Origin of the sequence: Pseudoalteromonas sp. 78C3, assembly GCF_002836695.1 — a bacterium.
Lineage (GTDB): Bacteria > Pseudomonadota > Gammaproteobacteria > Enterobacterales > Alteromonadaceae > Pseudoalteromonas > Pseudoalteromonas arctica.
In genome coordinates, this window is sequence record NZ_PJAV01000164.1 from 36,924 (window position 1) to 61,804 (window position 24,881).

At 37.9% G+C, this 24,881-nt stretch carries 21 protein-coding genes and 1 tRNA gene; 16 read left to right on the top strand and 6 right to left on the bottom strand.

Annotation, left to right across the window (positions count from 1 at the left end; translation table 11 throughout):
* The first annotated feature begins 465 nt into the window (after positions 1 to 465).
* The 6 genes from CXF76_RS14725 to CXF76_RS14750 all read left to right on the top strand — a co-directional run bounded on the left by CXF76_RS14725 (position 466) and on the right by CXF76_RS14750 (position 7,322).
* The gene (locus CXF76_RS14725; protein WP_101164046.1) at positions 466 to 2,283 is read left to right on the top strand and encodes a M14 family metallopeptidase; all 1,818 of its coding nucleotides are present in this window, start codon (positions 466 to 468) and stop codon (positions 2,281 to 2,283) included.
* Position 2,284: 1 nt separating this feature from the next.
* Positions 2,285 to 2,926, top strand: a complete 642-nt coding sequence (locus CXF76_RS14730) for an MBL fold metallo-hydrolase (protein ID WP_101164047.1) — start codon at positions 2,285 to 2,287, stop codon at positions 2,924 to 2,926.
* 107 nt (positions 2,927 to 3,033) lie between these two features.
* Complete coding sequence (locus CXF76_RS14735) at positions 3,034 to 3,492, top strand: Lrp/AsnC family transcriptional regulator (RefSeq protein ID WP_007375323.1); 459 nt, start codon at positions 3,034 to 3,036, stop codon at positions 3,490 to 3,492.
* A gap of 128 nt (positions 3,493 to 3,620) precedes the next feature.
* Positions 3,621 to 5,177 (top strand): SulP family inorganic anion transporter, encoded by a 1,557-nt coding sequence (locus CXF76_RS14740; protein ID WP_010554472.1) that lies wholly within the window; start codon positions 3,621 to 3,623, stop codon positions 5,175 to 5,177.
* A gap of 251 nt (positions 5,178 to 5,428) precedes the next feature.
* Positions 5,429 to 6,505 (top strand): sensor histidine kinase, encoded by a 1,077-nt coding sequence (locus CXF76_RS14745; RefSeq protein WP_007582687.1) that lies wholly within the window; start codon positions 5,429 to 5,431, stop codon positions 6,503 to 6,505.
* A complete protein-coding gene (locus CXF76_RS14750) occupies positions 6,498 to 7,322 on the top strand; it encodes a LytR/AlgR family response regulator transcription factor (protein ID WP_007582688.1) in 825 nt (274 codons plus the stop codon). Before CXF76_RS14745 ends, CXF76_RS14750 begins: the two co-directional genes overlap by 8 nt.
* Before the next feature lie 68 nt (positions 7,323 to 7,390).
* On the opposite strand, the gene pyk is transcribed toward CXF76_RS14750, so the two are convergent.
* The gene (gene pyk, locus CXF76_RS14755) at positions 7,391 to 8,827 is read right to left on the bottom strand and encodes a pyruvate kinase (protein WP_101164048.1); all 1,437 of its coding nucleotides are present in this window, start codon (positions 8,825 to 8,827) and stop codon (positions 7,391 to 7,393) included.
* Positions 8,828 to 9,204: 377 nt separating this feature from the next.
* On the opposite strand from pyk, the gene gndA reads away from it, so the two are divergent.
* Positions 9,205 to 10,578, top strand: a complete 1,374-nt coding sequence (gene gndA / locus CXF76_RS14760) for an NADP-dependent phosphogluconate dehydrogenase (protein WP_010554474.1) — start codon at positions 9,205 to 9,207, stop codon at positions 10,576 to 10,578.
* Positions 10,579 to 10,647: 69 nt separating this feature from the next.
* On the opposite strand, the gene ansA is transcribed toward gndA, so the two are convergent.
* Positions 10,648 to 11,658: an asparaginase gene (ansA, locus tag CXF76_RS14765; protein ID WP_101164049.1), complete on the bottom strand. Its 1,011-nt coding sequence runs from the start codon at positions 11,656 to 11,658 to the stop codon at positions 10,648 to 10,650.
* An 82-nt stretch (positions 11,659 to 11,740) separates the two neighbouring features.
* Positions 11,741 to 13,606, bottom strand: coding sequence for a signal peptide peptidase SppA (gene sppA, locus CXF76_RS14770; protein WP_101164050.1), 1,866 nt, complete (start codon positions 13,604 to 13,606; stop codon positions 11,741 to 11,743).
* 219 nt (positions 13,607 to 13,825) lie between these two features.
* On the opposite strand from sppA, the gene CXF76_RS14775 reads away from it, so the two are divergent.
* The 7 genes from CXF76_RS14775 (at position 13,826) to CXF76_RS14805 (ending at position 19,201) form a co-directional block, all read left to right on the top strand.
* The gene (locus CXF76_RS14775) at positions 13,826 to 15,787 is read left to right on the top strand and encodes an oxidoreductase (RefSeq protein WP_101164051.1); all 1,962 of its coding nucleotides are present in this window, start codon (positions 13,826 to 13,828) and stop codon (positions 15,785 to 15,787) included.
* A gap of 93 nt (positions 15,788 to 15,880) precedes the next feature.
* Positions 15,881 to 16,564: an HvfX family Cu-binding RiPP maturation protein gene (locus CXF76_RS14780; protein ID WP_007582701.1), complete on the top strand. Its 684-nt coding sequence runs from the start codon at positions 15,881 to 15,883 to the stop codon at positions 16,562 to 16,564.
* A 129-nt stretch (positions 16,565 to 16,693) separates the two neighbouring features.
* Entirely contained in the window at positions 16,694 to 17,242 is a 549-nt protein-coding gene (locus tag CXF76_RS14785) for an NAD(P)H nitroreductase (protein ID WP_024590138.1), read from the top strand.
* Positions 17,243 to 17,445: 203 nt separating this feature from the next.
* The gene (locus CXF76_RS14790) at positions 17,446 to 17,823 is read left to right on the top strand and encodes a hypothetical protein (RefSeq protein WP_007582705.1); all 378 of its coding nucleotides are present in this window, start codon (positions 17,446 to 17,448) and stop codon (positions 17,821 to 17,823) included.
* A 158-nt stretch (positions 17,824 to 17,981) separates the two neighbouring features.
* A tRNA-Ser gene (locus CXF76_RS14795) sits at positions 17,982 to 18,072 on the top strand.
* Positions 18,073 to 18,124: 52 nt separating this feature from the next.
* Positions 18,125 to 18,511, top strand: a complete 387-nt coding sequence (locus tag CXF76_RS14800; RefSeq protein ID WP_024590139.1) for a hypothetical protein — start codon at positions 18,125 to 18,127, stop codon at positions 18,509 to 18,511.
* 69 nt (positions 18,512 to 18,580) lie between these two features.
* Entirely contained in the window at positions 18,581 to 19,201 is a 621-nt protein-coding gene (locus CXF76_RS14805; protein WP_007586200.1) for an FKBP-type peptidyl-prolyl cis-trans isomerase, read from the top strand.
* Positions 19,202 to 19,576: 375 nt separating this feature from the next.
* Here the strand turns inward: CXF76_RS14805 and CXF76_RS14810 are convergent, their stop codons facing one another.
* Positions 19,577 to 21,946, bottom strand: coding sequence for a TonB-dependent receptor (locus CXF76_RS14810; protein ID WP_101164052.1), 2,370 nt, complete (start codon positions 21,944 to 21,946; stop codon positions 19,577 to 19,579).
* A 215-nt stretch (positions 21,947 to 22,161) separates the two neighbouring features.
* Entirely contained in the window at positions 22,162 to 22,551 is a 390-nt protein-coding gene (locus tag CXF76_RS14815) for a YkgJ family cysteine cluster protein (RefSeq protein ID WP_024590141.1), read from the bottom strand.
* Between the two features lie 284 nt (positions 22,552 to 22,835).
* Between CXF76_RS14815 and CXF76_RS14820 the strand changes: the two genes are divergently transcribed.
* Together CXF76_RS14820 and CXF76_RS14825 are read left to right on the top strand one after the other, a co-directional pair.
* Positions 22,836 to 23,015, top strand: a complete 180-nt coding sequence (locus CXF76_RS14820; protein ID WP_024590142.1) for a hypothetical protein — start codon at positions 22,836 to 22,838, stop codon at positions 23,013 to 23,015.
* Between the two features lie 199 nt (positions 23,016 to 23,214).
* A complete protein-coding gene (locus tag CXF76_RS14825; protein WP_024590143.1) occupies positions 23,215 to 23,643 on the top strand; it encodes a hypothetical protein in 429 nt (142 codons plus the stop codon).
* 136 nt (positions 23,644 to 23,779) lie between these two features.
* Here the strand turns inward: CXF76_RS14825 and CXF76_RS14830 are convergent, their stop codons facing one another.
* Positions 23,780 to 24,775, bottom strand: a complete 996-nt coding sequence (locus CXF76_RS14830) for an alpha/beta fold hydrolase (RefSeq protein ID WP_101164053.1) — start codon at positions 24,773 to 24,775, stop codon at positions 23,780 to 23,782.
* Positions 24,776 to 24,881: the final 106 nt, after the last annotated feature.

Genomic DNA, 24,881 nt, shown 5'->3' on the forward strand with positions numbered 1-24,881 from the left:
AAAGGAGCCTATGGCTCCTTTTTTTGTGCCTGTAATTTAATAACTTACACTTTTTTATAGCTGAGCTAAATCGGCTTTTTCAAATTAATACCCATCTGCTTATATTAGCTCTATTTATCGATAAAAAGATACGTTAGAGCAGGGCGAAATTCACTATTTAGTTGTTCTTGGCAATTGCTCCATCATTACTCACTCTCCTGGATCCATGCAGACGTATATCAGACATTTTTGGCGCTGTTAGCGTCAGATGTAATCCTTTAAATTGATTAAGTATTTTTACGAGTTGGTATAAATAGTAATGTAATGAATTACTGTACATTAATAACGTTATATAGCCTTAAAAGACAGGTGTGAATGAGTGACATGTAATTGGCTGCATTTTTTTGTTGAATCACCGCAGTTTCCTCATTATAAAAAATTTAGTTGATATAATTTATATAATTAAGGCGTTTGTTAGAGAATTTTATGTTTGTAAGTTTACTAGTTTTATCTGCAAGTGTGGCGTATGACGCACACTTACCTCCATTAATTGAGTGGCAGGGGAAAAGCGTAGAGCTTTTACAAAAACAAGGGCCGTTAACTACTGATTTTGAGTTGTCAGAAGGTGAAGCGTCGCCCGATTATGCAAATACAATGGCATTTGTAGATAGATTAGTTGCTGCAAACCCTACTCAGTTTCAATCTCAAACCATTGGCTATAGTAATAGCAAGCGTGCAATAAAAATGTTGATTGCCAGTGAACAAGGTTTTTTTGAAGCAAGGCAAATGGCTAATAGCACTAAGCCAACTATTTTTATCCAGGCAGGAATACATTCTGGTGAAATAGACGGTAAAGATGCCATGTTTATGTTGCTTAGAGATATAGCGACGGGTAAGCGCCGTGACATTTTAAAAAAGGTAAATATATTATTTATTCCTATTTTAAATGTAGATGGACACGAACGTAGTAGTGCATTCAATCGCATCAATCAACGGGGCCCTACAAAAATGGGCTTTAGAACAAATGCTAATAACCTTAATTTAAATCGTGATTTTACTAAATTAGATACCCCAGAAGTTAGAAGTGTTTTAAAGGTTATTAACGACTACAACCCAAATTTATACATTGATGTACACGTAACCGATGGCGCAGATTACCAATACGATGTGACTTATGGCTACAATCCGGTATTTTCAAGCGAGTCGCCTGCGGTATCTGATGCACTAAACCAGTTTTTTAAGCCTCTGATTGACGATACGCTAGCTAAGCAAGGACACATGCCAGGGCCACTTGTTTTTGTTATGGACAAGCGCGACTTTAAAAAAGGATTAGCGGGGTGGGTTGCTACGCCGCGCTTTTCAAATGGTTGGGGTGATTTAAAGTCATTACCGACTATTTTAGTTGAAAATCATTCATTGAAGCCTTACAAGCAACGTGTATTAGGAACTTACGTATTTTTAGATGGTGCTATTACTGCGCTATCAAAGCACAGTCATGAATTAGCTAATGCAGTAAAAAAAGAACAGGAATTTGTTCCTAAACAGTTAATAGTAAAGCGTGGCTATTCCAAGCAAGCTGATACGATTGCGCAGTTTAAAGGTATTGAGTATTCATCAAGCATGAATGCGCTCTCAGGCCAAAATGAAGTGAAGTATTTGGGTAAAGCACATACATATACCGACTTACCTATTTATTGGCAAAAAGATGTACAACATACAGTTGAAGTACCTAAAGCTTTTTTTATTCCGCCTGTATATCGCAATATTATTAAGAAACTAAAGTTACATGGTGTCTCTATTAATAAACTTGAAGGGGCAAACACACAGCCTTTAAAAGTAGCAAAGGTGGCAGACTACACGTTTGATAAAGCGCCATTTGAAGGCCGTTTTAGAGTGTCAGCAAGTTTTGATTATGTCCCTGCTATAAATGTAGATTTAGATGGTTGGTATCAAGTCAATACTCAACAAAAAGCAGGTGAGCTTGCTGTGCATTTATTGCACCCTGAAGCACCAGATTCGTTTTTTGCATGGGGGGAATTTAATACTATTTTTCAGCGTACTGAGTACATGGAAAACTATGCACTAATTCCGTTTGCACGCCAAATGCTAAAGGACAATCCAAAGCTAGCGCTTAAGTTTGATGAAAAGCTTAAAGATAAATCGTTCGCAAGCGACGCTGATGCGAGATTAAACTGGTTATATGAGCAAAGTCCATTTTATGATCAAGCGTACTTAAAGTACCCAATATTGATGTCATTTGAAGAAGAAGTTGTTATCCCGGATCAAAAAAGTAAAGAAATCTAATATGCAAATTATAACCATACCCGTCACTGCATTTGCACAAAATAGTCGTATTATTTGGTGTAGTGAAACTAAACAAGCCGTAGTCATAGACCCAGGTGGCGACCCTGATAAAATAGTAGCAGCCCTTAATGAGCATAAACTAGAATTAAGTGCTATTTGGTTAACGCACGGGCATTTAGATCATGTGGGTGGGGCTGATATTTTACGTAATCAATTTAACGTACAAATTATTGGCCCACAAAAAGATGAGTACTTCTGGTTTGAAAACTTACCTATGCAAGCACAAATGTTCGGGTTTAAACCCATTGAGCCTTTTTATCCGGATATTTGGCTAAACCATAACGACACCGTGAGCGTAGGTAAACTTAGCTTTTTAGTGAAGCATTGCCCAGGGCATACACCTGGTCATATTGTGTTTTATCAACAAGACAATGAATGCGTTATTGTAGGTGATGTTATTTTTAAAGGCTCAGTAGGGCGAACTGATTTCCCTAAGGGGAACAGCGAACAACTTATAGATTCGATTAAGACGCATATTCTAACCTTGCCTGATAATACTAAAATATTGGCAGGGCATGGGAGCGACACTACGGTTGGATTTGAAAAACAAACAAATCCTTTTGTGAGTGGTAAGTTTGGTTAAGTTACTTATTTGAAGTTTGGCAAACTGCATAAAAATTAAAAATAAGCAGACTGAGTTTTAAAATGGTTGTATAATTTAACCAGTTTATTTGATAAATAAGAAATAAAATGTCTCTAAATCACGTAGATCGCCAAATATTGGCACTTTTACAACAAGATGCTAGTTTATCAACCGCAGAAATTGCTGATAAAGTAGGCTTGTCTCAATCTCCATGCTGGCGTCGAATTGCCAAGCTAGAGCAAGATGGTTATATAAAAAGCAAAGTGGCTCTTTTAGATGAGAAAAAACTTGGCTTTGATATGCTTGTATATGCACATGTGCGTTTATCAAATCACGGTAAAAAGAACCTTGCTGAATTTGAAAAACTTATAATGAGTTATGATCAAGTAACAGAGTGTTACACCATGGCTGGAACAATGGACTTTATGCTACGCATAATTTCACAAGGCATAGAAGGGTATGAGCACTTTGTACGCGATAATTTACTAAGCTTAGAATATGTACAAGAAGTACATTCTAATGTAACAATGACATGTGTAAAACGCAGTACTTCCCTCCCTTTATAAAAGCACTTCTTTTAAAAGCTAAACCTCTTTTAGTTTAGTTTAACCACATAATGACAATTGTTAACTGAGCGCTAATTTGGTAGAATTTAGCGCTTTTTTGATACCCATTACACCATTTGAGGAACTCAATGTTTAACTTACTCAGTAGGGCGCCTAGCTCTGCTAAAAACGATATTTTATCTGGATTAACTGTGGCGCTAGCCTTAGTTCCAGAAGCTGTTGCGTTTGCCTTTGTTGCAAATGTAGAACCTTTAGTTGGTCTATATGCCGCGTTTATCGTTGGTTTAATTACGGCTATATTTGGTGGCCGCCCTGGTATGATTTCAGGTGCAACCGGTGCACTAGCTGTTGTTATGGTAAGTTTAGTGCTTGATCATGGTGTTGAGTATTTATTTGCGACCGTATTGCTCATGGGCATACTGCAGATACTCGCGGGTGTATTTAAACTCGGTAAGTTTATCCGCATGGTTCCTCATCCGGTAATGCTTGGTTTTGTAAACGGCTTAGCTATTGTTATTTTTCTCGCTCAGTTAGGACAATTTAAAGTGCCTGATGGTATGGGCGGACAAGAATGGATGACGGGTAACCCGTTATATATTATGCTTGGTTTAGTGGCTTTAACCATGGCTATTATTCAGTTTTTACCTAAACTAACAACGGCTGTACCCTCTACATTAGTCGCTATTATTACAGTGACTGCTTTAGTCATTGGTTTGGATTTAGAAGCGCATACTGTAGTTGATTTCTTAAAAGGAATGACAGGCGACGAAGCTGCAACAATTGCAGGCGGTTTACCTCAGTTTCATATTCCTATGGTGCCGTTTACTTTCGAAACGCTACAAATTATTTTTCCTTATGCACTTATTTTAGCGGCTATTGGTTTAATTGAATCATTATTAACGCTTAGCTTAATTGACGAGATTACAGAAACTCGCGGTCATAGTAATAAAGAGTGTATAGGCCAAGGCGCTGCAAATATTACTTGTGGTATGTTTGGTGCTATGGGTGGTTGTGCAATGATTGGTCAATCAATGATCAACATTAACTCAGGTGGTCGTTCTCGCTTATCGGGTATAAGTGCTGCATTGATGTTGCTTGCGTTCATCATATTCGCTTCAAGCTTAATTGAGATGATCCCACTAGCTGCACTTGTTGGTGTTATGTTTATGGTTGTATTAGGTACGTTTGAATGGGCCAGCTTTAAAATGATGAAGCGTGTGCCTCTATCAGACGCGTTCGTAATAGTACTTGTATCGGGTGTGACGGTTATTACCGATTTAGCGATTGCAGTATGTGTAGGTGTTATTGTATCTGCATTAGTATTTGCTTGGCAGCATGCTAAGCACATATACACAACTAACTATATTGACGAAGAAGGCGCTAAAGTATATGAGTTACATGGCCCGCTTTTCTTTGGTTCAGTTAAAAACTTTGCAGAGTTATTTGATGTTAAAAATGACCCTAAAAATGTAATTGTTGAATTTAAGCATAGCCGCGTATCTGATCACAGTGCAATAGAAGCAATTGACACACTTGCTGATAAGTACACAAAAGCAGGTAAACAACTTCACTTACGTCACTTAAGTAAAGACTGTACGCAGTTGTTGCATAAAGCACGCGATTTGGTTGAAGTGAATGTGATTGAAGATCCAACATACAAAGTAGCATCAGACAAACTAGCTTAATTTACACAAAGCTATTTATATTTAAAAAGCGAAAGGTGAATAACCTTTCGCTTTTTTAGTGTATCTACTATTTGTTTGCGGTAAGACTATTAAAAAGCAAGGTAGGCTGTAGTGCTATGCAAACTCATAAATCTATATAATAAGACTATCTAATTTTATTAAAATTAGCCCTACATAGGTAAAAATAATAAAGAATAACAAGCGCCTATTTTATGGAATTAGTCTTTAACTATACGGAGTAAACATCTATTTTGAACTGGCAATCTTTAGTCGATAACAGACAACGCTTTTTTTGGCTTTTGCAGATTGCAGGCTGGATTGGTTATGCGTTAGTAAATTATATTGGCTCTAAAGTATTTGAAATGCGTGATATATACGTATTTGTTATTTTATTAAATGCTTACGCTGGTTGCTTAATGACAGTACCGCTTAGGTATATTTACCGTAAAATTTGGAATGCCTCGCCTTGGGTATTAATGATTGTGGTATTTGGTGCCTCTTATGTAACAGGTACTTTATGGGCTGTCGTTCAAAAATTTAATTTGTGGGAAATATACCGCCATGGTTATAGACCAGAGGAGTGGTTTTATTACCTGCAGCAAGGCTTAGATTCTGTATATATTATTTTATGTTGGAGTGGTTTGTACTTTGGCGTTAAATATTATCAGTTATTACAAAGTGAGCGACAAAAAGCACTAAAAGCCACAACTATGGCACACGAAGCGCAATTAAAAATGCTTAGGTATCAGCTTAACCCCCATTTTTTATTCAATACACTTAACGCTATTTCTACTTTAATTTTGGTTAAAGAAAACAAAGATGCTAACTTAATGGTAGCAAGGTTAAGTGACTTTCTACGTTATACATTAAATACCGATCCAATAAAAAAAGTACCGTTAGAGCAAGAGTTACATGCGCTCATGCTTTACTTAGAAATAGAACGTGTACGTTTTGATGAGCGATTAAAGGTAAATGTAGATATAAGCGAGCAAGCTAAAGAGGCTTTAGTACCGAGCTTAATTTTGCAACCTATTATAGAAAACGCGATTAAATATGCTATTGCCCATCTAACAGAAGGTGGAGTAATTGATATAAAAGCACAGGTATTTGCGAATGAGTTATTACTAGAAGTGGGCGACAACGGCCCAGGTACTGACATACTCGATGGCCAATTAGTTAACGCTCAAGGCGTAGGTGTCGCTAATACCAAAGATAGATTAAAAACGTTGTATGAAAATAATTATTCGTTTGTATTATCACATAATACGCCAAGTGGATTAAAAGTTAATCTGCGAGTACCTTTTGAGAAGGCTGTGAAAAATGACTAAAATAAAAACACTCATTGTTGATGATGAACCGTTAGCACGAAAAGGTTTAGCGGTAAGGCTCGAAGAATACTCTGATATTGAAGTAATTAAATTGTGTAGTTCAGGCGCTGATGCAATTGAAATGTGTCAAAGCGAGAAAATTGATTTGGTTTTTTTAGATATTCAAATGCCAGGTATGAATGGCTTTGAAGTAGCAAGAGCCCTTAGCGAAAGCTCAAAAGCATTACCAGCGATCGTATTTGTAACGGCCTTTGACCAGTTTGCTGTAAAAGCGTTTGAAATTCATGCTCTCGATTACATTTTAAAACCCGTTGATGATAACAGACTAAAACAGGCGGTAGAAAAAGTGCATACCTACTTAAAAACGCAGCAAGACAACGCCCATAAGAAAAAACTAGCGAGTTTTGTAGCCGGTATTACTGGTAACAATTGCGAAGAAATACTTAAAAAATTAGCCACTGGCGATATGCTAACAGACAGACGTTACCCAGAATCGCTTGCTGTAAAAGAGCAGGGTGAAATTATTCGTGTACCAGTAGCGACTATCCAATGGGTAGATGCAGCAGGTGACTATATGTGTTTGCACTGTGAAGACGGACAAACGCATATTCTACGTAAAACAATGAAAGAGCTTGAGCAAGAGCTCGACCCTCAGTTATTTGTGCGTGTACATCGCAGCGCAATAGTAAATACAAAACAAATTAGTAAACTGGTTACACAAGTAAGTGGTGAGTATTTATTAGTACTTGAAAATGGCCAAGAATTAAAAGTGAGCCGTAGCTACCGAGATAAGGTTAAAGCGGCGTTAGCAAGTTAAAGCTAACGCTTTTATTACAGACACAAAAAATGCGAGCTAAGCTCGCATTTTTTATATTCGGCGTTTAATTACGCAACAGTTACAATTTTCATTGTGTTAGTTGCGCCCACAGTTTCCATTGAGTCACCGTGAGTAATAATTACTGTATCGCCAGACTGTAAAGACCCTTGAGAAACTAAAGTATCAAGCGCAGCTTTTACCATACCGTCTTTTTCAGTTTTTGTAGAATCAAAAAATACTGGGTAAACACCACGATAAAGTGCTGTTTGACCTAATGTACTCGCATGACGTGAAAGCGAGTAGATTGGTAAGCCTGAGCTGATACGCGACATTAATTTAGCCGTACTACCAGATTCAGTAAGTGTGATAATTGCTTTAACAGAATCTAAGTGATTAGCTGCATACATAGCAGAAAGCGCAATTGATTCAGCATTGTTAGAAAAGCGACTATCTAAACGGTGCTTAGAAACGTGCGTTTCTTTTTGCGATTCAGCGCCTAAACAAACACGTGCCATAGTCGCAACTGTTTCTTCAGGGTAATCACCGGCAGCTGTTTCAGCTGAAAGCATTACAGCATCTGTTCCATCAAGAACAGCATTTGCAACATCCATAACTTCTGCACGTGTAGGCATAGGGTTATCGATCATCGATTCCATCATTTGCGTTGCTGTTACTACAGTACGGTTTAATGAACGAGCACGACGAATAATTAGTTTTTGCTTGCCCATAAGAGCAGCATCACCAATTTCAACACCTAAATCACCACGAGCAACCATTACAGCGTCAGACGCCAAAATGATGTCATCAACAGCTTCTTGGGTTTCAACGGCTTCAGCACGTTCAATTTTAGCAAGTAACTGTGCTTTTGAACCAGCAGCTTCAGCAAGTGAGCGTACGTAGCGCATATCGTCGCCACTACGTGGGAATGATACGGCAATGTAATCTACGTCAATTTCAGCGGCAGTTATTAAATCTTCTTTGTCTTTTTCAGTAAATGCTGGAGCAGTTAAGCCACCACCTAAACGGTTAATACCTTTATTGTTAGATAAAACACCGCCAACAGTAACTGTACAATGCACTAAATGCCCAGCTACTTCATTAACACTTAATTGAATAAGGCCGTCATTTAGAAGTAGTAAATCGTTAGGGCTTACATCGTTAGGTAATTCTTTATAATCAATACCTACGGAGTTTATGTCGCCTTCGCCTTTTTCCATTTTTGCATCAAGGGTAAATTTTGCACCCACAGCAAGCGTTACTTTACCTTCTTTAAAAGTAGAAACGCGGATTTTAGGGCCTTGAAGGTCAGCAAGGATAGCAATATGCTTGCCTAATCTTTTTGCAATATCGCGTACAGCTTGTGCACGGTCTTTATGATCTTGGGCAACACCATGTGAGAAGTTTAAACGTACTACATTAGCCCCAGCGATAATAATTTTTTCTAAGTTGTTATCTCTATCGGTAGCAGGTCCAAGGGTAGCGACTATTTTCGTGCGTCTTAGCATCAATTTCTCCTGTTTGCTTGGTGAAAGCATGTTGACGTTATTTTGTTGACTTAAAATATCTATATTAGAATAAAATATTTTAGTTATGTGCAAACTTCAAAGGTTTGCCACTATTTTATACAAAACTATTGTGTCATCATTATGACACCGGTGTCAGAATGCGTCAATGATCTTAATTTCAATTAGCTTTGCTTTTAGTCACCCCGAGACCATTGATGTTTGATATAATTACGTAGCTTATTTATCTGTAATAAAAAAGCATGTTGTATTGACTCATAATTAGTATTTTATGACTGTATGAGTATAATGCACGCGGTATTATTTAATTTATACACTGAATTTTCTAACCAAATAGTTGTTACCGAGGAGGACACTAGATGCAAGTTGCATTAGTAGGGTTAGGCGTTATGGGAAAAAATCTTGCCCTAAACTTGATTGAAAAAGGGATAACGCTAGTCGCTTATGACAAAAACCCACATGCGGGTGAAGAGTTACTAAGTTGTGCTAAATCTCAAGGCATGGCTGATAGGCTTCACATTGTCTCTGATTTAAGAGACATGGTAAGGCGTTTAGAGGCACCTCGTTCTATTTTATTACTTGTTCCTGCTGGTGAGTTAGTTGATACAGTTTGTAATGAACTTGTAGAGGCCGGCGTTAACTGTGACGATATGATTGTCGATTGCGGTAATAGTAATTATAAAGACGGTATAACGCGTAAACTTAAATACCAAAATAAATTTGAATTTGCCACTATGGGAATTTCTGGCGGTGCAGAAGGCGCTCGCCATGGTCCTGCAATGATGGCAAGTGGTTCTGAGGGTGGTTGGGAACGTATTGAGCCATGGTTTGAAAAAGTAGCTGCTAGCTATAATGGCGACTCGTGTTTTGCACGTGTTGGTCAATCAGCAAGTGGTCATTTTGTAAAAATGGTTCACAACGGTATTGAATACGCTCTTATGCAACTTATTGCAGAAGTGTACCAATTACTTCGTCTAGGCACTAATCGTTCTCCAAAAGAAGTGGCTGAGATATTTAATGACTGGTCAGAAGGTCAATTAAATAGCTACTTACTGTCTATTTCTAGCCACATATTGTCACTTGAAAATCATAATAATGTACCGCTTGCGGACTTAATTGATAATAAAGTTGGCGCTAAAGGTACTGGTCTTTGGACTGCGCAAAATGCACTAGAGCTTGGTATTGCAGTTCCTTCACTTGTTGCTGCTGTACAAGCACGTCATTTAACTAATGCATGTAATACAACGGCTGCGCAAGAGATGACGTATGCATCTAAATCAACTAACAATGTTGAAATTGATTTAGAAGAGCTAAAAGAAGCGTTCTTACTTGCAAGCTTACTAGCGTATCGCCAAGGTTTAGCGTTAATTAAAGGTGCATCACGTACTCATCAGTGGAAAGTTGATTTATCTAAAACGCTTCAAACGTGGCGTGCTGGTTGTATTATTCGTGCTGACTACCTTGATAGCGTTGCACAAGGTGTTGAATTTATTGATACCCTTGAGAAAGAGTCTAACTCTTTGCGCAAAATTACCGGACAAGCAATAATGACTGGTTTAGCATTCCCTGTATTGGGTGCTACACAAACGTATTTAGCAACATTAACCACACCGAGTAATGGGCACTTAGTTCAAGCCCAGCGTGATTACTTTGGTGAGCACGGCGTTAAAACCCATAGCGGTGAAACATGCCATTTAACTGACCTAGTAGATATCGACGCTAAAGTTAGATAATAAACAGTTGTTTAAAACGATAAAGGCACGCTATTTAGCGTGCCTTTTGTATTTTTGGTGCTGTGAGATTTAACGGCTTAACTCACCACGTAAATTGTCTTGCATTAAATGACGAATCGTCTCTACTTCTAGCTTTTGGCTAAATAAATAATGTAATTTAGTTAAACATGCTTCAAGGGTCATATCGTACCCACTAATAACACCAATATTTAACAGTGCATTACCCGTTGCATAGCCGCCCATATTTACATGGCCTTTTAAGCACTGAGTTAAATTAACAATAACGACGCCACGTTTACTTGCATCTTCAAGTATTGATAAAAAGTTAGGATCTTGCGGTGCATTACCTACACCAAAACTAAGCAACACCAGTGCTTTAATATTGCCGTTAACTAAGCTTTTAACCACTTCTTGACTAATACCAGGGTATAAATAAAGCACACCAATGGGTTGAGGTGTAATAGGGGTAACTTGCAGCTCATTTTCAACATAAGGACTAAGTTGGCCTTTAATAAGTTGAATACTAATACCCGATAACGCTAAGGGATCAAGATTAGGCGACGCAAATGCATTAAATCCATCGGCGTGGGCTTTAGTTGCTCTGTTACCTCTAAACAGTTGGTTATTAAAAAATAGACTTACTTCTGCAATTGGATAATTTGCCGCTAAATACATTGCATTCAGAAGGTTTACTTGACCATCTGAGCGTAATTGAGAAAGCGGAATTTGTGAGCCAGTTACAATTACAGGTTTAGTTAGATTTTCGAACATAAACGATAGTGCTGAGGCTGTATACGCCATTGTATCGGTGCCATGAAGCACAACAAAACCATCATAATCTTGGTATTTGTTTTTAATGTCATCAGCAATAAGTTGCCAATGCTCAGGAGACATATCTGAAGAATCTATAAGCGGGCAGTATTCGTGAATATCAAACAAAGGCATTTCATCACGGTTAAACTCTGCGTTGTTTACTACGGTTTCTGTTAAAAAACCTTCAGCAGGAATATAACCTCGACTCGATTTTTTCATACCTATAGTACCGCCAGTATAAGCGATATAAATGCGTTTACGTTTCATAAAAAAAGCCCAGTAAAAAAACTGGGCTTAGTATAACGTTAAGTAACTTTAAATACAGCTGATTAGGTAAAGCTATGCACTTTTATTGTGCAACGTTACACACTAAACAGCGTGCATATACACCTTGTGGATCGTTGTAATCTTTAAGGTTTTCAACTTCAGTACTTAATTGGTTAATAACGCTTTGCAAGTTAGCTTGCGTTGCTAACACAGATGTTTTTTGTGTTTGTAAACCAAGCATCGATTTAATAGACGCGTTACCAAAAATGTTTTGAATCATTTTTTCTTGCGAGCTTAAATCTTGTTTAATGGTTTTAACTTCATAGTGATTCAGTTTTGCAAGTGCTGCGGCTGCTTTTATAGCATCTTGTTTATCACCAAGTTTGTCTACTAAACCTAGTTCAAGTGCTTGAGATGCAATCCATACGCGGCCTTGGGCAATTTTATCAACTTGCTCAGGCGTCATATTACGGGCATCAGCGACAACATTTAAAAAGCGACCGTATGCTTCTTCAACGCTCATCTGAATTACTTGACCCATTTTTTCGTTTAGGGGACGAGTGATAGAAAAACCAGCCATTTCGGTTGTTGCAACGCCATCTGAATAAACACCAACTTTAGATAAGGTTTTTTCAAATGTCATAAACGTACCAAACACACCAATTGAACCTGTAATAGTACTCGGTGCTGCCCAGATTTCGTTTGCAGCAGAGGCAATCCAATAACCACCTGATGCAGCTACAGAGCTCATAGAGGCAATAACAGGCTTACCAGCAGCTTTAAGCGCTAATACTTCTGCACGAATAACTTCAGAGGCAAACATACTACCGCCACCTGAATCAATGCGCAGTACGACCGCTTTAACTTTGTCATCAAGGCGTGCTTTACGAAGTAGGGCTGCTGTAGAGTCGCCACCAATTTCTCCAGCTTTACGCTCACCATCAACAATTGTACCTTTAGCAACTACAACGGCGACTTTTTCGGTAATAGGGTTATCAAATTCAATCGGTGGTTTAACCAAGCTTAAGTATTCACGAAATGAAACTTGCTTAAATGTTTTGCCATCTTCTTGTGCGCCAACTAAATCAATTAATTGTTTGCGAACTTGTTGATTTGTTTTTAAAGAATCAACCCACTGGTGGTCAAGTGCATATTTACCTGCATCGCCATCGGCAGCTTTCATTTTTTCAAGATATACGTCCATTGTCTCGTCGAAATTTGACTCATCAAATGGGCGAACCGCAGCAACATCTTGTTTGTATTCACTCCAAAGAGCGCCTAACCAAACACGGTTAGCTTCTTTGGCTGCTTCAGACATGTCATTACGAATGAAAGGTTCTACAGCAGACTTAAATGTACCAACACGGAAAATATGCTGCGTTACTTCAAGCTTTTCAAGTGCATCTTTAAAGTAAAGCGGATACATGCCGTAACCTTCAATACCTACGCTACCGTATGGGTGCATAGCTATTTCATCAGCATGTGATGCAATATAGTATTGTGCTTGGGTATAGTAATAACCCGATGCAATCACTTTTTTGCCAGCTTGTTTAAATGCATCAATAGCATTGGTAATTTGCTTAAGTTTGTTTAAATGTGCTTTAGGCATTTCTTGTAAATCAAGCAGCATCACCGTAATGCGATCGTCTTTAGTCGCTTCGTTTATTACTTCAACAATATCGTCGAGTAATATTTCGCTTGGCGCTTCAGAACCAGAAGTAGCATCACTAATTGCAGCTTCGACCGGATCTATGTATGTTTTTTCTTCAACAATAGGGCCATTTAGGTTAAGCCTAAGCACAGAGCCATTTTCAACTATTATTTTATCGTTGTCACTTGAGAGTGACACTAAGAAAACAATTACCAGTAATAAAAACAGAATGTTGAGTATTAAACGACGAGAAAAGTTAATTCCAGTCCAAATACCTTTAAATACCTTTGCTATCAAAATAGCTCCTTAATTTGGTACAGTTAATACATTAGTTCCATCTTAGCCTAGAATAAAAATAAATTTAACTGCTAAATCGTAACGAAGTGTTTATGAGGTGCTATTAATACATGTTTTTATGGCTTTTTTTAATTAAATGAAGGCACATATTGCTTATTACTTGCCATTAAAGCAGAATTAGCTAATGTATACAGGTTAGACCAGTTGACGGGGCACAAGATGTTAGAACAACAATTACAATTAAAACACACACAATTACGTAACCGATTAGTGATGGGCTCAATGCATACAGGCCTTGAAGAGGGATGGCATAACCGCAAACGCTTACGTGCATTTTACGAAGCACGTGCAAAAGGCGGCACTGCAATGTTAATTACGGGCGGATACAGCCCTAATTTACGTGGCAAATTAACACCTATTTCATCTTCATTTAATAGTTATTACGATGTATTTAAGCACCGCGCTTACACAGATGCTGTGCATAAACACGGCGGAAAAATTTGTTTGCAATTATTACATGCTGGACGTTATGCGTACCATCCATTCAATCAGGCACCAAGTGCAATAAAAGCACCTATTAATCCTTATAAACCTAAAGCGATGACGCTTGGCTCGATTAAAAAAACAATTAAAGACTTTGCGCACTCTGCCTATATGGCTGAAAAAGCCGGCTACGATGGCGTTGAAGTTATGGGTTCTGAAGGGTATTTGATTAATGAGTTTATGGCGCCGCACACCAATAAACGTGAAGATGAATTTGGTGGCAGCCTAGAAAATAGAATGCGACTTGCGCTTGAAATAGTTAAAGCTGTAAGAGCAAAAGTATCTGAGCAATTCTTAATCATTTTTAGATTGTCGGTTATTGATTTAATCCCAAACGGTTCAACACCTGAGGAAGTTGTCATACAAGCTACCGAGCTTGAAAAAGCGGGCGTTGATATTTTTAACACAGGTATTGGTTGGCACGAAGCGCGTGTACCGACTATTGCGAGTATGGTGCCGCCAGGTGCATTTAAAGAAGCATCAAAACGTTTAAAAGACGTGGTGAGCGTGCCAGTTATTGCTGTTAACCGAATTAATACTCCAGAAATTGCTAACGATATTTTAAATGCAGGCGAGGCTGATTTAATTTCGATGGCAAGGCCGCTACTTGCCGATCCAGAGTTTTTTAATAAATACGCAAAGAATCAATCTAAGCAAATTAATATTTGTATAGGGTGTAACCAAGGTTGTCTAGATCACGTATTTAAAAATAAACGTGCTACGTGTTTAGTTAATCCACAAGCTGCATTTGAGCTAGATTACCCGTTAGAGAAAGCAACCAAAGCTAAAAATGTATTAGTAGTCGGTGCAGGCCCTGCTGGTTTATCGGCAAGTTGTTACTTGGCTCAAAAAGGGCATAACGTCACGCTAATTGACCAAAAACCGCAAATGGGTGGCCAATTTAATTTAGCTATGCAAATACCAGGTAAAGAAGACTTTAACCATACTCTTACTTACTTCACTAATGAGCTTGAGCGATTAAAAGTAACTGTAGAGCTTGGTAAAGCTTATGACGATTCAATGCTTAAAAGCTATGATGACATCGTATTCGCAACTGGCGTTAGGCCGCGTGAAGCCTTAATTAAGTGTAGCGATGATAAGCGTGTATTTGCTTATGACGAAGTTATACGCGGCGAAGTAGAGCTGGGTAAATCAATTGCTATTTTAGGTGCCGGTGGTATAGGTTTTGATATGGTTGCGTTTTTAAGCGAACATAAATCGCAAACTATTAGCGAGTTTAAAACGCAATGGGGGATTGAGTGTGAAGCCCAACCTCATAAAGATGAACGTCAATTGTATATGTTAAAACGCAGTGCGGGTCGTTTTGGTAGCGAGCTTGGTAAAACAACGGGTTGGATACATCGCCAAATTGCTAAGCAGCATGGCGTTAAGCAAATTGCTGATTGCCAATACCAAAGCTTTGATAAAAGCGGACTAACTATTAATGTTGCTGGTGAAACTCAAGTACTGCCAGTAGACACTGTTATTGCCTGTATTGGCCAGGTTTCTAATAACGAAGTGCTAGAAAATTACACAGATAACGCAAAGGTACATGTTATAGGCGGAGCTAAACTAGCTGCAGCTATTGATGCTAAACGCGCTATTTTTGAAGCACTTCAGGTCGCTAGAAGTATTTAACCTTTGTAAATAAATTGAAATAGTTTATCAATTCATGCGGTCTTTGCTGTTTATAGTCTATAACTTAATAAACAGTGAACACACAGGATACGCATGAATAAACTAACCAATCTTTATGATGCAATATTGGGTAAACTATCATTTTTAGATGGTTTACCTGCATTGCTATTTCGCTTGATTTTAGCCCCTGTTATGATCATTGCAGGTTATAACAAACTTGCTATAAGCGGTGAGACAGAAGGTTTCTTTGATAATTTTTTAGCATCTCCAGATGTAGTTCAATGGTTTGGTAATAATGAATGGGGTTTAGGATTACCGTTTCCTGACTTACTAGCCTTTTTAGCTGGTTGGAGTGAATTTTTAGGAGGTTGGTTTTTATTACTTGGCCTTTTAACTCGCTTGGTCAGTATCCCACTTATGTTCACAATGGTTGTCGCTGCAACCTCAGTGCATTGGCATAATGGTTGGTTTGCAATAGCACCAACTAACCCAGAAACAAGTGCTGCGCAAGTGCTCGATTGGTTATCAATTCCGGGCGCTAAAGAAAGCCTTGAAAACTCACTAGAAGTACAAGACCGAATAGGTAAAATTCGTGGCTTAGTTGAAGAACACGGGTTTCCTGATTATCTATACGAAAAGGGCAAGCCGTCTATTTTAAATAACGGTATAGAATTTTCGGCAATTTATTTTGCTATGCTTCTTAGTTTGTTTTTTATGGGCGGTGGGCGTTTTGTTAGTATAGATTACTGGTTAAGGCGAAATATTGTAAAAGAATAACGTATTTAATCTGCTTTACTAACGGCCGCATAGTTGACCCTTTGCGGCCGTTTTGCATTTTAATTTCTCGGTATTTATTTTTTAAGGGTTTAAATGTTACTCTAGCGTTTTGAATTTTGAGGAATCGTTATGAACGCTATCGAGCTTTTACTTACCCGCCAATCAGACTCTAAACTAACAGAGCCGGGCCCTACGCCTGAGCAGCTCGACATAATTAAGCAAGCAGCATTACGTGTTCCTGATCATGGCTGTATAGCACCGTGGCAGTTCATTGTTGCTCAAGGTGATGCACGCAATAAACTGGGTGAAATTTACCATCAAAGTGCAGTGGCAGAGCAACAAGAAGAAAAAGTAATTAACCGTGCTAAAGAGCTTCCCCTTCGTGCGCCTATGATTGTAATAGCAATTGCTAAATATCAAGAACACCCAAAAGTTCCTAGAATAGAACAAGTACAAAGCGCAGGCTGTAGTGTATTAGCGATGCAACAAGCTGCATTTGCCCAAGGGTTAGGCGGTGTTTGGCGCACAGGCTACTTTGCTCAAAGTAGCGCGGTTAAAAAAGCGCTTAACTTACATGAGCAAGATGAAATAGTAGGGTATTTATATATAGGTACACCCGAAGTCGATTGTAAAAAGTCGCCTCGCCATAAGCCGGAACACTATTTTAGTAATTTGTGAAATAGTATGAACTTTGCGCAACTTACGTAGTCATAATTCATTAAGGTTACAAAGAGTATTATTTAAAAGTTAATGACTTGGCTGTAAGAAGCGCTTGGAAGCACTAAATTTACTAAATCTTCTTCAGTTTGTTTTTTAATCGGTTGTTTTTTGATACATTATGGAAAGTCTTAATAAAAATAACGATAAAGAAGACGAAAACTATGGGAAATTTATTTTTACGTGAAAAAGAGAATTGGCTAGCATGGTCAATTTGGGGAATCATTGGTGCTTTTGTAACACTGTATGTTGCAATGAGCACAAATGCATCACACTTTATAGCCGGTTCAGCGATGGGTATGCTTGTGTTGTTAACATGGTGGATGCACCAGTCCAAACGTTTCGACTTTGGGCGTGCATTTAAAGTATGTTGCTACGTTTTATCGCTTAGTGTGCTACCAGCTTTTATGTTTGTTGTAGTACCAAGTGATGATTTAAATCGATTCGATTTAATTTTTCAAGGCGTTACCTTTACTGCACTGAGTATATTGGCTTGTTTAATCTGCTCTTGGATTGCACGTAGACCTAAACAATATTATTAATGTGTTTAACTTTAGTCCATTAACTACACTTTTATTAAAGTGAAGAGCTTAACAAAAGAACAAAGTGGGTCTATTTTATCCAATATGTTAATATTTTATATTAATTTCTATTTAGCTCTTTACAAGTTATGTATTTAGCCATATTATTCGCGCCGTGCGGAGAGATGGCAGAGTGGTCGAATGCACCGGTCTTGAAAACCGGCATGGGTTTATAGCCCATCTAGGGTTCAAATCCCTATCTCTCCACCATTATTTAAAAAAACCGCCTTATGGGCGGTTTTTTGCTTTGTGGAGTTTCTAAATGACTAAAGCAACAAACCTACCAACCTCGCAGAAATTAATAAAACATCTTTTATTATGGACGGTATTTGGTTACTGCTATCAAAGTGCTATTAGCTTATTAGTAAAAATGGCTATAGACGCTCAACCAGAGTATCCATTAATTACCGGTTTAATTTATGGTGTTGGTTTTAATGTTTTAGCTGCCCATCTTATTACCAAATACGATAAGCATTGGCCAGTTATTGGCTCTGTTTTTATTGGTTGTATAGGGCTGCTTGTAGTGCCATTTTTACTGTTTGGCGAATCAGGATTACTAACAATGCCTCTACTTGTTGGAATTTTATTCAGTTTGCCGCTTTGTAGTTATATTGTTGGCCTAATTAAGCTAAAACTCAGCAAAAACTAGCCCCAAACGCGGTTTATTTTGTGATAGCATAGTCGCGTCTTTTAACTAACAAAACGTGAAAAACACATTATGTCAGATAATTTTACTACAGATGCTGAAAAAGCAAGTTACGGTATTGGCTTACAAATGGGTGAGCAACTTAAGTCTAATCCTTTTGAAGGCTTAAACCTAAATTCAGTATTTGAAGGCATGAAAGATGCGTACGCTGGTAGCGCATTTCAAGTTGAGATCCCTGAGATCCAAGCTGCATTTGAAAAAATCAACGAAGAGATTCAAGCTCGTCGTGAAGAAGAGTCTAAAGTACTTTCTGCAGAAGGTATTTCATTCTTAGAAGAAAACGCAAAACGTCCTGAAATCACAGTAACTGAGTCTGGTCTTCAATACGAAGTACTAGCAACTGGCGAAGGCGAAAAGCCAACAGCTGAGTCTACAGTACGTGTTGATTACCACGGTACACTTATTAACGGTACTGTGTTTGATAGCTCATACGAGCGCGGTCAACCAGCTGAATTTCCAGTTGGTGGCGTGATCAAAGGCTGGACTGAAGCATTACAAATGATGCCTGTAGGTACTAAATGGCGTATCTACGTTCCTCATGAGCTTGCTTATGGTGAACGTGGCGCAGGTGCTGCAATCGCACCTTTCTCAACGCTTGTATTTGACGTTGAGCTACACGAAATCATTTCTTAAATTAAATTAAATAAATTTTAATTTAAAAGTGTAAAAAGCCGTATTCAATTTGAATACGGCTTTTTTGTGTTTGTAATTTAAGAGTTTTATACCAATTCTCTTAATTAAGTTATCTGTTTTTCGCTAAGAAAATTGTGTCGATAACAAGGTGAAAATTTCGTTGTTTAGTTGTTATCACTAATTGCTCTTGCATTGCTCTACCTCCTGCATCCATGCAGTCGTATATCAGAAATTCTTAACGCAGTTAGCGTCAGGTTTGATCCTTCAAATCGATTAAGTATTATTGCGTATTGATATTATATATTTTAAAAATAAAAAAACCGCATTAATAAAATGCGGTTTGTAAATATATAAACTAAAAACTATCTTTAATTATTAAAAATAACCACGAACACCAAAGCGGAAGTTTCTGCCTGGTAGTGGGGCTTTATCTTTAATAAATGAGCTATGCACAAAGCCTAACTCATCAGTAATGTTATCCACGTTTATATACAGCTGTGCATCTACACCGCCTAAACCTAATTGGTAATTAGCTTGTGCATCAAATAACGTATAGCCGTCCGTTTTTGTTTCAAATGCAGTTACATCGTTTTGATCAAAGTAATGAGTACCCGTCAGTGTTAATTGTAAGTCACCTAAATCGTACTGTAACTCAGAGCCTAATTTATTGGCAGGAATACGCGGTAAGTTGCCTTCGTCGTCTTTTAGTTTTGCACGAGTTGAGTCACCAAATACTTTAACCATAGCGCTTGGGGCTACTTGGTAATGTGCGTCAAATTCAATTCCATAAAGCTCTGCGTCTTTACTTGTAAACTGATAAACCGCAACAGCATCGTCATGTGCACCAATAGCTGATTCTAAACCATCTTCTTCATCGTAAACTAAACCCGTATTTTCTTGGAAATAAAAGTTTTTAATATCGTTATAGAAAAAGTTAACGGTGTAACCAAAGTCTCCGCTAAAACGTCTAAAGCTCAAATCTAGGTTTGTTGAGGTTTCTTGCTTAATATTTTCAGGCTCAAAATGCGCTTCATTATCTTCAATGCTGTAACCAAGACCTAGCTCATAAGTGCCAGTTGCAATGTGTAAACCGTTTGATAAAAGCTCTGCCGAAAGTGGTGCTCGTTCTGAATGAGAAATACTTGTTGCAATACTATGACCCGGCCTGTATTGCCAAATGGCACCGGCAGAGGCGCTTAAATTGGTAAAGCTTTCATTATACCCAATGGTCTCTTCGTCGCTATGATCTATTTCTACTTCATCGTGGCTATGTTCGTGTGCCGTGATTTGGCTTTCAATTTTGTAATCTTCTACACGTGCACCAAGCTCTATTGTCACGTCGCCAAATTCACGCTCTTCTAGTAAATATAATGCGTTAGTTGTAGTTACACTCGCGGGTGTAAATGCTTCTTCACCAATTGCATCGTAGTCAGAATCGCTGTAGTGATAGCCCATCATTCCGTGCCAATCAGCAAACTTATGCTCTACATTTAAACGTGCTTCAGTCGTTTTATTTTTAAAAGTAGTACCAATTTCGCCATCTTCAATTTCGCTGTGCAAGTAATCAGTATAGCCAACACGTAGATTGATGGTTTCAATCCAGTTATTATGCAGTGCGTAACTTACAAGCCCTTGCCAGCGATCTTGCTCTAAATGTGCATAAACTGGTTCTTCAGCAGCTTCATCTTCATGTTCTGCATGCTCTTCTTCAGTTTCACCTTCGTGATCGTGATGATGCTCATGCCCAGGAATACCGTAATCAGTATCAATGCTACCGTAAGAAAAACCAATCGTTAAGTGATCGCCAACATAGCTGGTACCAAAGTTAAGTGTTTCGCTATCAATAAAAGTATTTTCTACCGATCTTTCAGTTTCAACATCGCCATCATCGTCGGCAATAGTAAAGGTAGGTGTTTGGTAATCATCGCCGCTGCGCTTAGTACCATCAAAATGAAAGTTAAAGCCTTCATTACCTGTTTCAAGTTTTGCAGCTACGGTGTTTGAATTTGACACCGTATCGTGGCTGTATTCAGCAGCGCCTGTAAGCTCGTCGATGTTGCTAGTAGGAATACGGTTATCAACCACGTTTACAACGCCACCAATTGCACCAGAGCCATAAAGTAGGGTACTTGGACCGCGCAACACTTCAATTTGTTCTGCCGCTAGGCTGTCGCTTGATGTCGCGTGGTCTGGGCCAATACGCGACGCATCGCTGGCATCTAATCCATTTTGTGTGATTTTAACGCGAGGGCCATCTAAACCACGAATAATTGGGCTTGATGATACAGGGCCAAAGTAACTTGCATTTACGCCTGGTAAACCTTTAAGAGTTTCTCCAAGTGTTGGTTTAGATTTATTTCTTAATTCATCACCTGAGAGCACGCTTACTGGCGATATCATTTCTAGGCTGTTCTTATGAAGTGCAGAGGCATAAACAACCACTGTTTCAACCGATGTTGGTTTAAGTGACACAGACAGATTATTTGAAGATTCGGTAACAGTAATACGAGAGTCTATGTAGTTGTCTTTACTAATATGTAATTGGCTGTTTGCATCTATATCGATAGCAAACTCGCCTAAATCATTACTTTTAACGCTTTGGTTTTTGCCATGGACATGGATAGAGGCATTTTTAATTGGTTGATTTTTATCATCCATTACTTTACCAGTAACGGTTGCAGCCAAAGCTGATTGAGAACATAAAACAGAAAAAATAGCAGAGGAGATTAATGTTAACTTTGTCATGGATATATTGGTTCGTGGTTATTATGTTGTGATATAATATAACACCACAAAATTAACGAATCAACAATGTTATAGTATAACTTTGTATTTTGCGATGAATAATCTAAAAATGACGATTAAGCCAATATTATAAAAATTCAAATAATAGGTTTGTGAATAGAAAACTTATCTATTTGACCGAAGAACTCATAGCGCTAGCCGGTAAATCTATGTATTTAATAGCGGCTATCTATCATTATCGCATCTAGTTTATGCTGCGCTCTTGTCTGATTTGTTATATCTACAGATTCAATCATTTCGCATTCGTCGCGGATCATCTCTGAAATAAGGCTAGGGTAGTGGCGGCAGTCTTCTGGGCGGTCGAGGTAAATACTGCAGGTATACATATTTTTAGCGAGAGGATCTTTTTTAGGCGCAATTTCTAAAAATGGGCACACTTGAAGTCTTAAGCCTGTTTTTGGGTCAAACCAAATTTCGTTGTTTTTAACATATTCATAAATTTCGGGGTTAAAGAGCTCCCATAAATCTATTTCCTCTTTCGTTGCGCTTAAATCGCCGCCGCCATATTTAATACAGCATTTACCACACTGGTTGCATTCTTTCATAATTGGCTAATTTAGTTGACTGTTAACGAATTTAAGTTAGTTATTAGTGTAGCACCAAATTTATTATTAACGCTCTACTGAATTTACCTATCCTTTAATTTTTGGGTGTGTAAACAATAGTTAGATACAATAACTTAAGTTAAAACCCTTTGTTACATTTTATATAGTACAGGCTTTATTTAATGGTTTACTCTAAAGGTAGCGAAAAATGTTACAAACCCCGCTTGAGCAACTGTGTGATTGTTAAATGTTGCTGAGCGCGGATACCTAAGTAGGGCGTTATTATGAAAGAGGCTGTCACTAAGTTAAAAACAGAATTTAATGCAAAGTTATTGTATTGGAACAATCTTAAAAGTAGCAAAGCTAAAGCGGCAATCATCCTATTATTTTCAGTTGTCATTGCACTTAAAGTGTTTACGACCATCTTTACGTTGGATTGGGTTGCAAGTTTATTCAGCGTGTAAGTTTACCAAGAGTAATTTCGATAAAGTTTAATCACAGAGTGTTTAACGCCTACGCGATGTTCATTATTAATGTATTATTACGCTATACACCAAATTAAATAAATCAGTTGTTTAAATACGTTTTATAATGACTGTAATGATATATTTTAGCTAAATTGAGTGAGTAAATGAGTTTAGCTGCATTAAAGGATAACCAGTGATGATGAATACAAAAATATACAAAGCGGTACATGATCTAGCAGAAGATTTAATGGCGGCGGCTAACAAAAATAACCGTGAAAAGTTTGAGTCGTTATTTGCTCAATTAAAAGCTATTTGTATTGAAAACGAAAACACCTCAAAAGATCACCCTGTACAATGGGAAACCTTAGCTGATTTTACCGAAGAGTTAGAAGAGGCAATTACTACTTACGAAAAAGCATTAGAAAAGTCGATTGCGATTAATAACAAAGATCATATGTCGTCGGTTTCTTTTTCAATGGCTACATTACAGCTTGAGCTTGGCCAAAAAGATGAAGCTATTAAAAACCTTCAAAATGCTAAAGTCAGCGCCAATAAAATTGAAGACAAAGAGCTTAAAGCTGAAATACACGACCTACTAGAGTCGCTTATTGAAGAAGAAGGTTAAATACATAAAAGCATAACTTATCCATATTAAATGTGATTTTTGTGGATTTAGCTTGAGCTTAATAAAGCGCTGATGGTTTATACCCTCAGCGCTTTTTTATGTTCGCTATAAATACTAAACCAAAAGAAAAGGCTTACTATTGAGCTAGCTTATTCATAAAATCGATAATGTACTTTGCAATTTCTACTGGTTTTTCTTCAACACTAAAGTGCCCTGAATCGAGTAAGTGCAGTTCAGCGTTCGGTATATCTTTTAAGTATGCTTTAGCGCCTGCGGCTATAAACGCAGGATCGTTTTTACCCCATACAATTAACGTTGGTGGTTGGTACTTGCGTAAATAAGCTTGCCACTTTGGATAGTCGAGAAGGTTGTTGTAGTAATCTCGTAGCAATTGAACTTGAATTACTCTATCGGATTTGGTTTGTAAAAAGTGAAGATCGTGCGTCCAGCTATCTGGGCTCATCACTTCTGGGTTACTTTGTACGTCTCGTAAATACTGCTTATTAATAATGGCTTGTTCAGACGTGAACGAATAAATTTTATCTTGCTGAGCTTTCGAACTATCTTCATTCGCGGCTTTAAAAAATGCTTGCCTCGGTAGGGTTAGCCCCTCTAAATACGCATTACCATTTTGTACAATAAGTGCATCAAGTTTATTAGGATTATTTAACAACATTCTAAAGCCTACAGGTGCTCCAAAGTCTTGTATATATAGGCTGTAGCGCTTTACTTTAAGCGTTGTTAGTAACCCTTCAACGTATTGAGCTAGTAATTCAAAAGTATATTTTTGAGTTTCTGGGTTTGGGCGTTCGCTGTATCCTGAGCCTAAATAATCGGGTGCAATTACATGATAACGACCTGATAAAAGCGGGATCAATTCTCGGTAGCTGTGTGAAGACGACGGATAGCCATGTAAAAGCACAATGGTTTGCTTATGCTGGATGCCAGCTTCTCGGTAAAATACCTTTTTACCGTTTACATTTGCATATTTGTAAGTGGTTTTTGAAGGCCATACAGCATCAGCGGCATATACTTGAACGGTAAACGTAGATATTGAAACTAATAAAAACACAATAAATGAGACGATGTGAGCAGGTTTTACTTTAAGATTTTTTTGTATATCTGGGTGCATAAGTAAACTCGTTATTTTTGGTAATGACGCTTTATTAATTTACCAGACCCGTTATTTACACAATTGTATTCAGATAATAACGTTGTAGTTTCACAGCAAAGAAGTG

Bases quoted from the DNA above. Each gene is read 5' to 3' on its own strand.
- CXF76_RS14780 (WP_007582701.1), top strand. From the start codon at position 15,881: ATGAATAAACTAACCAATCTTTATGATGCAATATTGGGTAAACTATCA.
- CXF76_RS14830 (WP_101164053.1), bottom strand. From the start codon at position 24,775: ATGCACCCAGATATACAAAAAAATCTTAAAGTAAAACCTGCTCACATC.
- CXF76_RS14725 (WP_101164046.1), top strand. From the start codon at position 466: ATGTTTGTAAGTTTACTAGTTTTATCTGCAAGTGTGGCGTATGACGCA.
- gndA (WP_010554474.1), top strand. From the start codon at position 9,205: ATGCAAGTTGCATTAGTAGGGTTAGGCGTTATGGGAAAAAATCTTGCC.
- CXF76_RS14815 (WP_024590141.1), bottom strand. From the start codon at position 22,551: ATGAAAGAATGCAACCAGTGTGGTAAATGCTGTATTAAATATGGCGGC.
- CXF76_RS14735 (WP_007375323.1), top strand. From the start codon at position 3,034: ATGTCTCTAAATCACGTAGATCGCCAAATATTGGCACTTTTACAACAA.
- CXF76_RS14730 (WP_101164047.1), top strand. From the start codon at position 2,285: ATGCAAATTATAACCATACCCGTCACTGCATTTGCACAAAATAGTCGT.
- CXF76_RS14775 (WP_101164051.1), top strand. From the start codon at position 13,826: ATGTTAGAACAACAATTACAATTAAAACACACACAATTACGTAACCGA.
- CXF76_RS14805 (WP_007586200.1), top strand. From the start codon at position 18,581: ATGTCAGATAATTTTACTACAGATGCTGAAAAAGCAAGTTACGGTATT.
- ansA (WP_101164049.1), bottom strand. From the start codon at position 11,658: ATGAAACGTAAACGCATTTATATCGCTTATACTGGCGGTACTATAGGT.
- CXF76_RS14825 (WP_024590143.1), top strand. From the start codon at position 23,215: ATGATGAATACAAAAATATACAAAGCGGTACATGATCTAGCAGAAGAT.
- CXF76_RS14750 (WP_007582688.1), top strand. From the start codon at position 6,498: ATGACTAAAATAAAAACACTCATTGTTGATGATGAACCGTTAGCACGA.
- CXF76_RS14810 (WP_101164052.1), bottom strand. From the start codon at position 21,946: ATGACAAAGTTAACATTAATCTCCTCTGCTATTTTTTCTGTTTTATGT.
- CXF76_RS14785 (WP_024590138.1), top strand. From the start codon at position 16,694: ATGAACGCTATCGAGCTTTTACTTACCCGCCAATCAGACTCTAAACTA.
- pyk (WP_101164048.1), bottom strand. From the start codon at position 8,827: ATGCTAAGACGCACGAAAATAGTCGCTACCCTTGGACCTGCTACCGAT.
- CXF76_RS14800 (WP_024590139.1), top strand. From the start codon at position 18,125: ATGACTAAAGCAACAAACCTACCAACCTCGCAGAAATTAATAAAACAT.
- CXF76_RS14740 (WP_010554472.1), top strand. From the start codon at position 3,621: ATGTTTAACTTACTCAGTAGGGCGCCTAGCTCTGCTAAAAACGATATT.
- CXF76_RS14820 (WP_024590142.1), top strand. From the start codon at position 22,836: ATGAAAGAGGCTGTCACTAAGTTAAAAACAGAATTTAATGCAAAGTTA.
- CXF76_RS14790 (WP_007582705.1), top strand. From the start codon at position 17,446: ATGGGAAATTTATTTTTACGTGAAAAAGAGAATTGGCTAGCATGGTCA.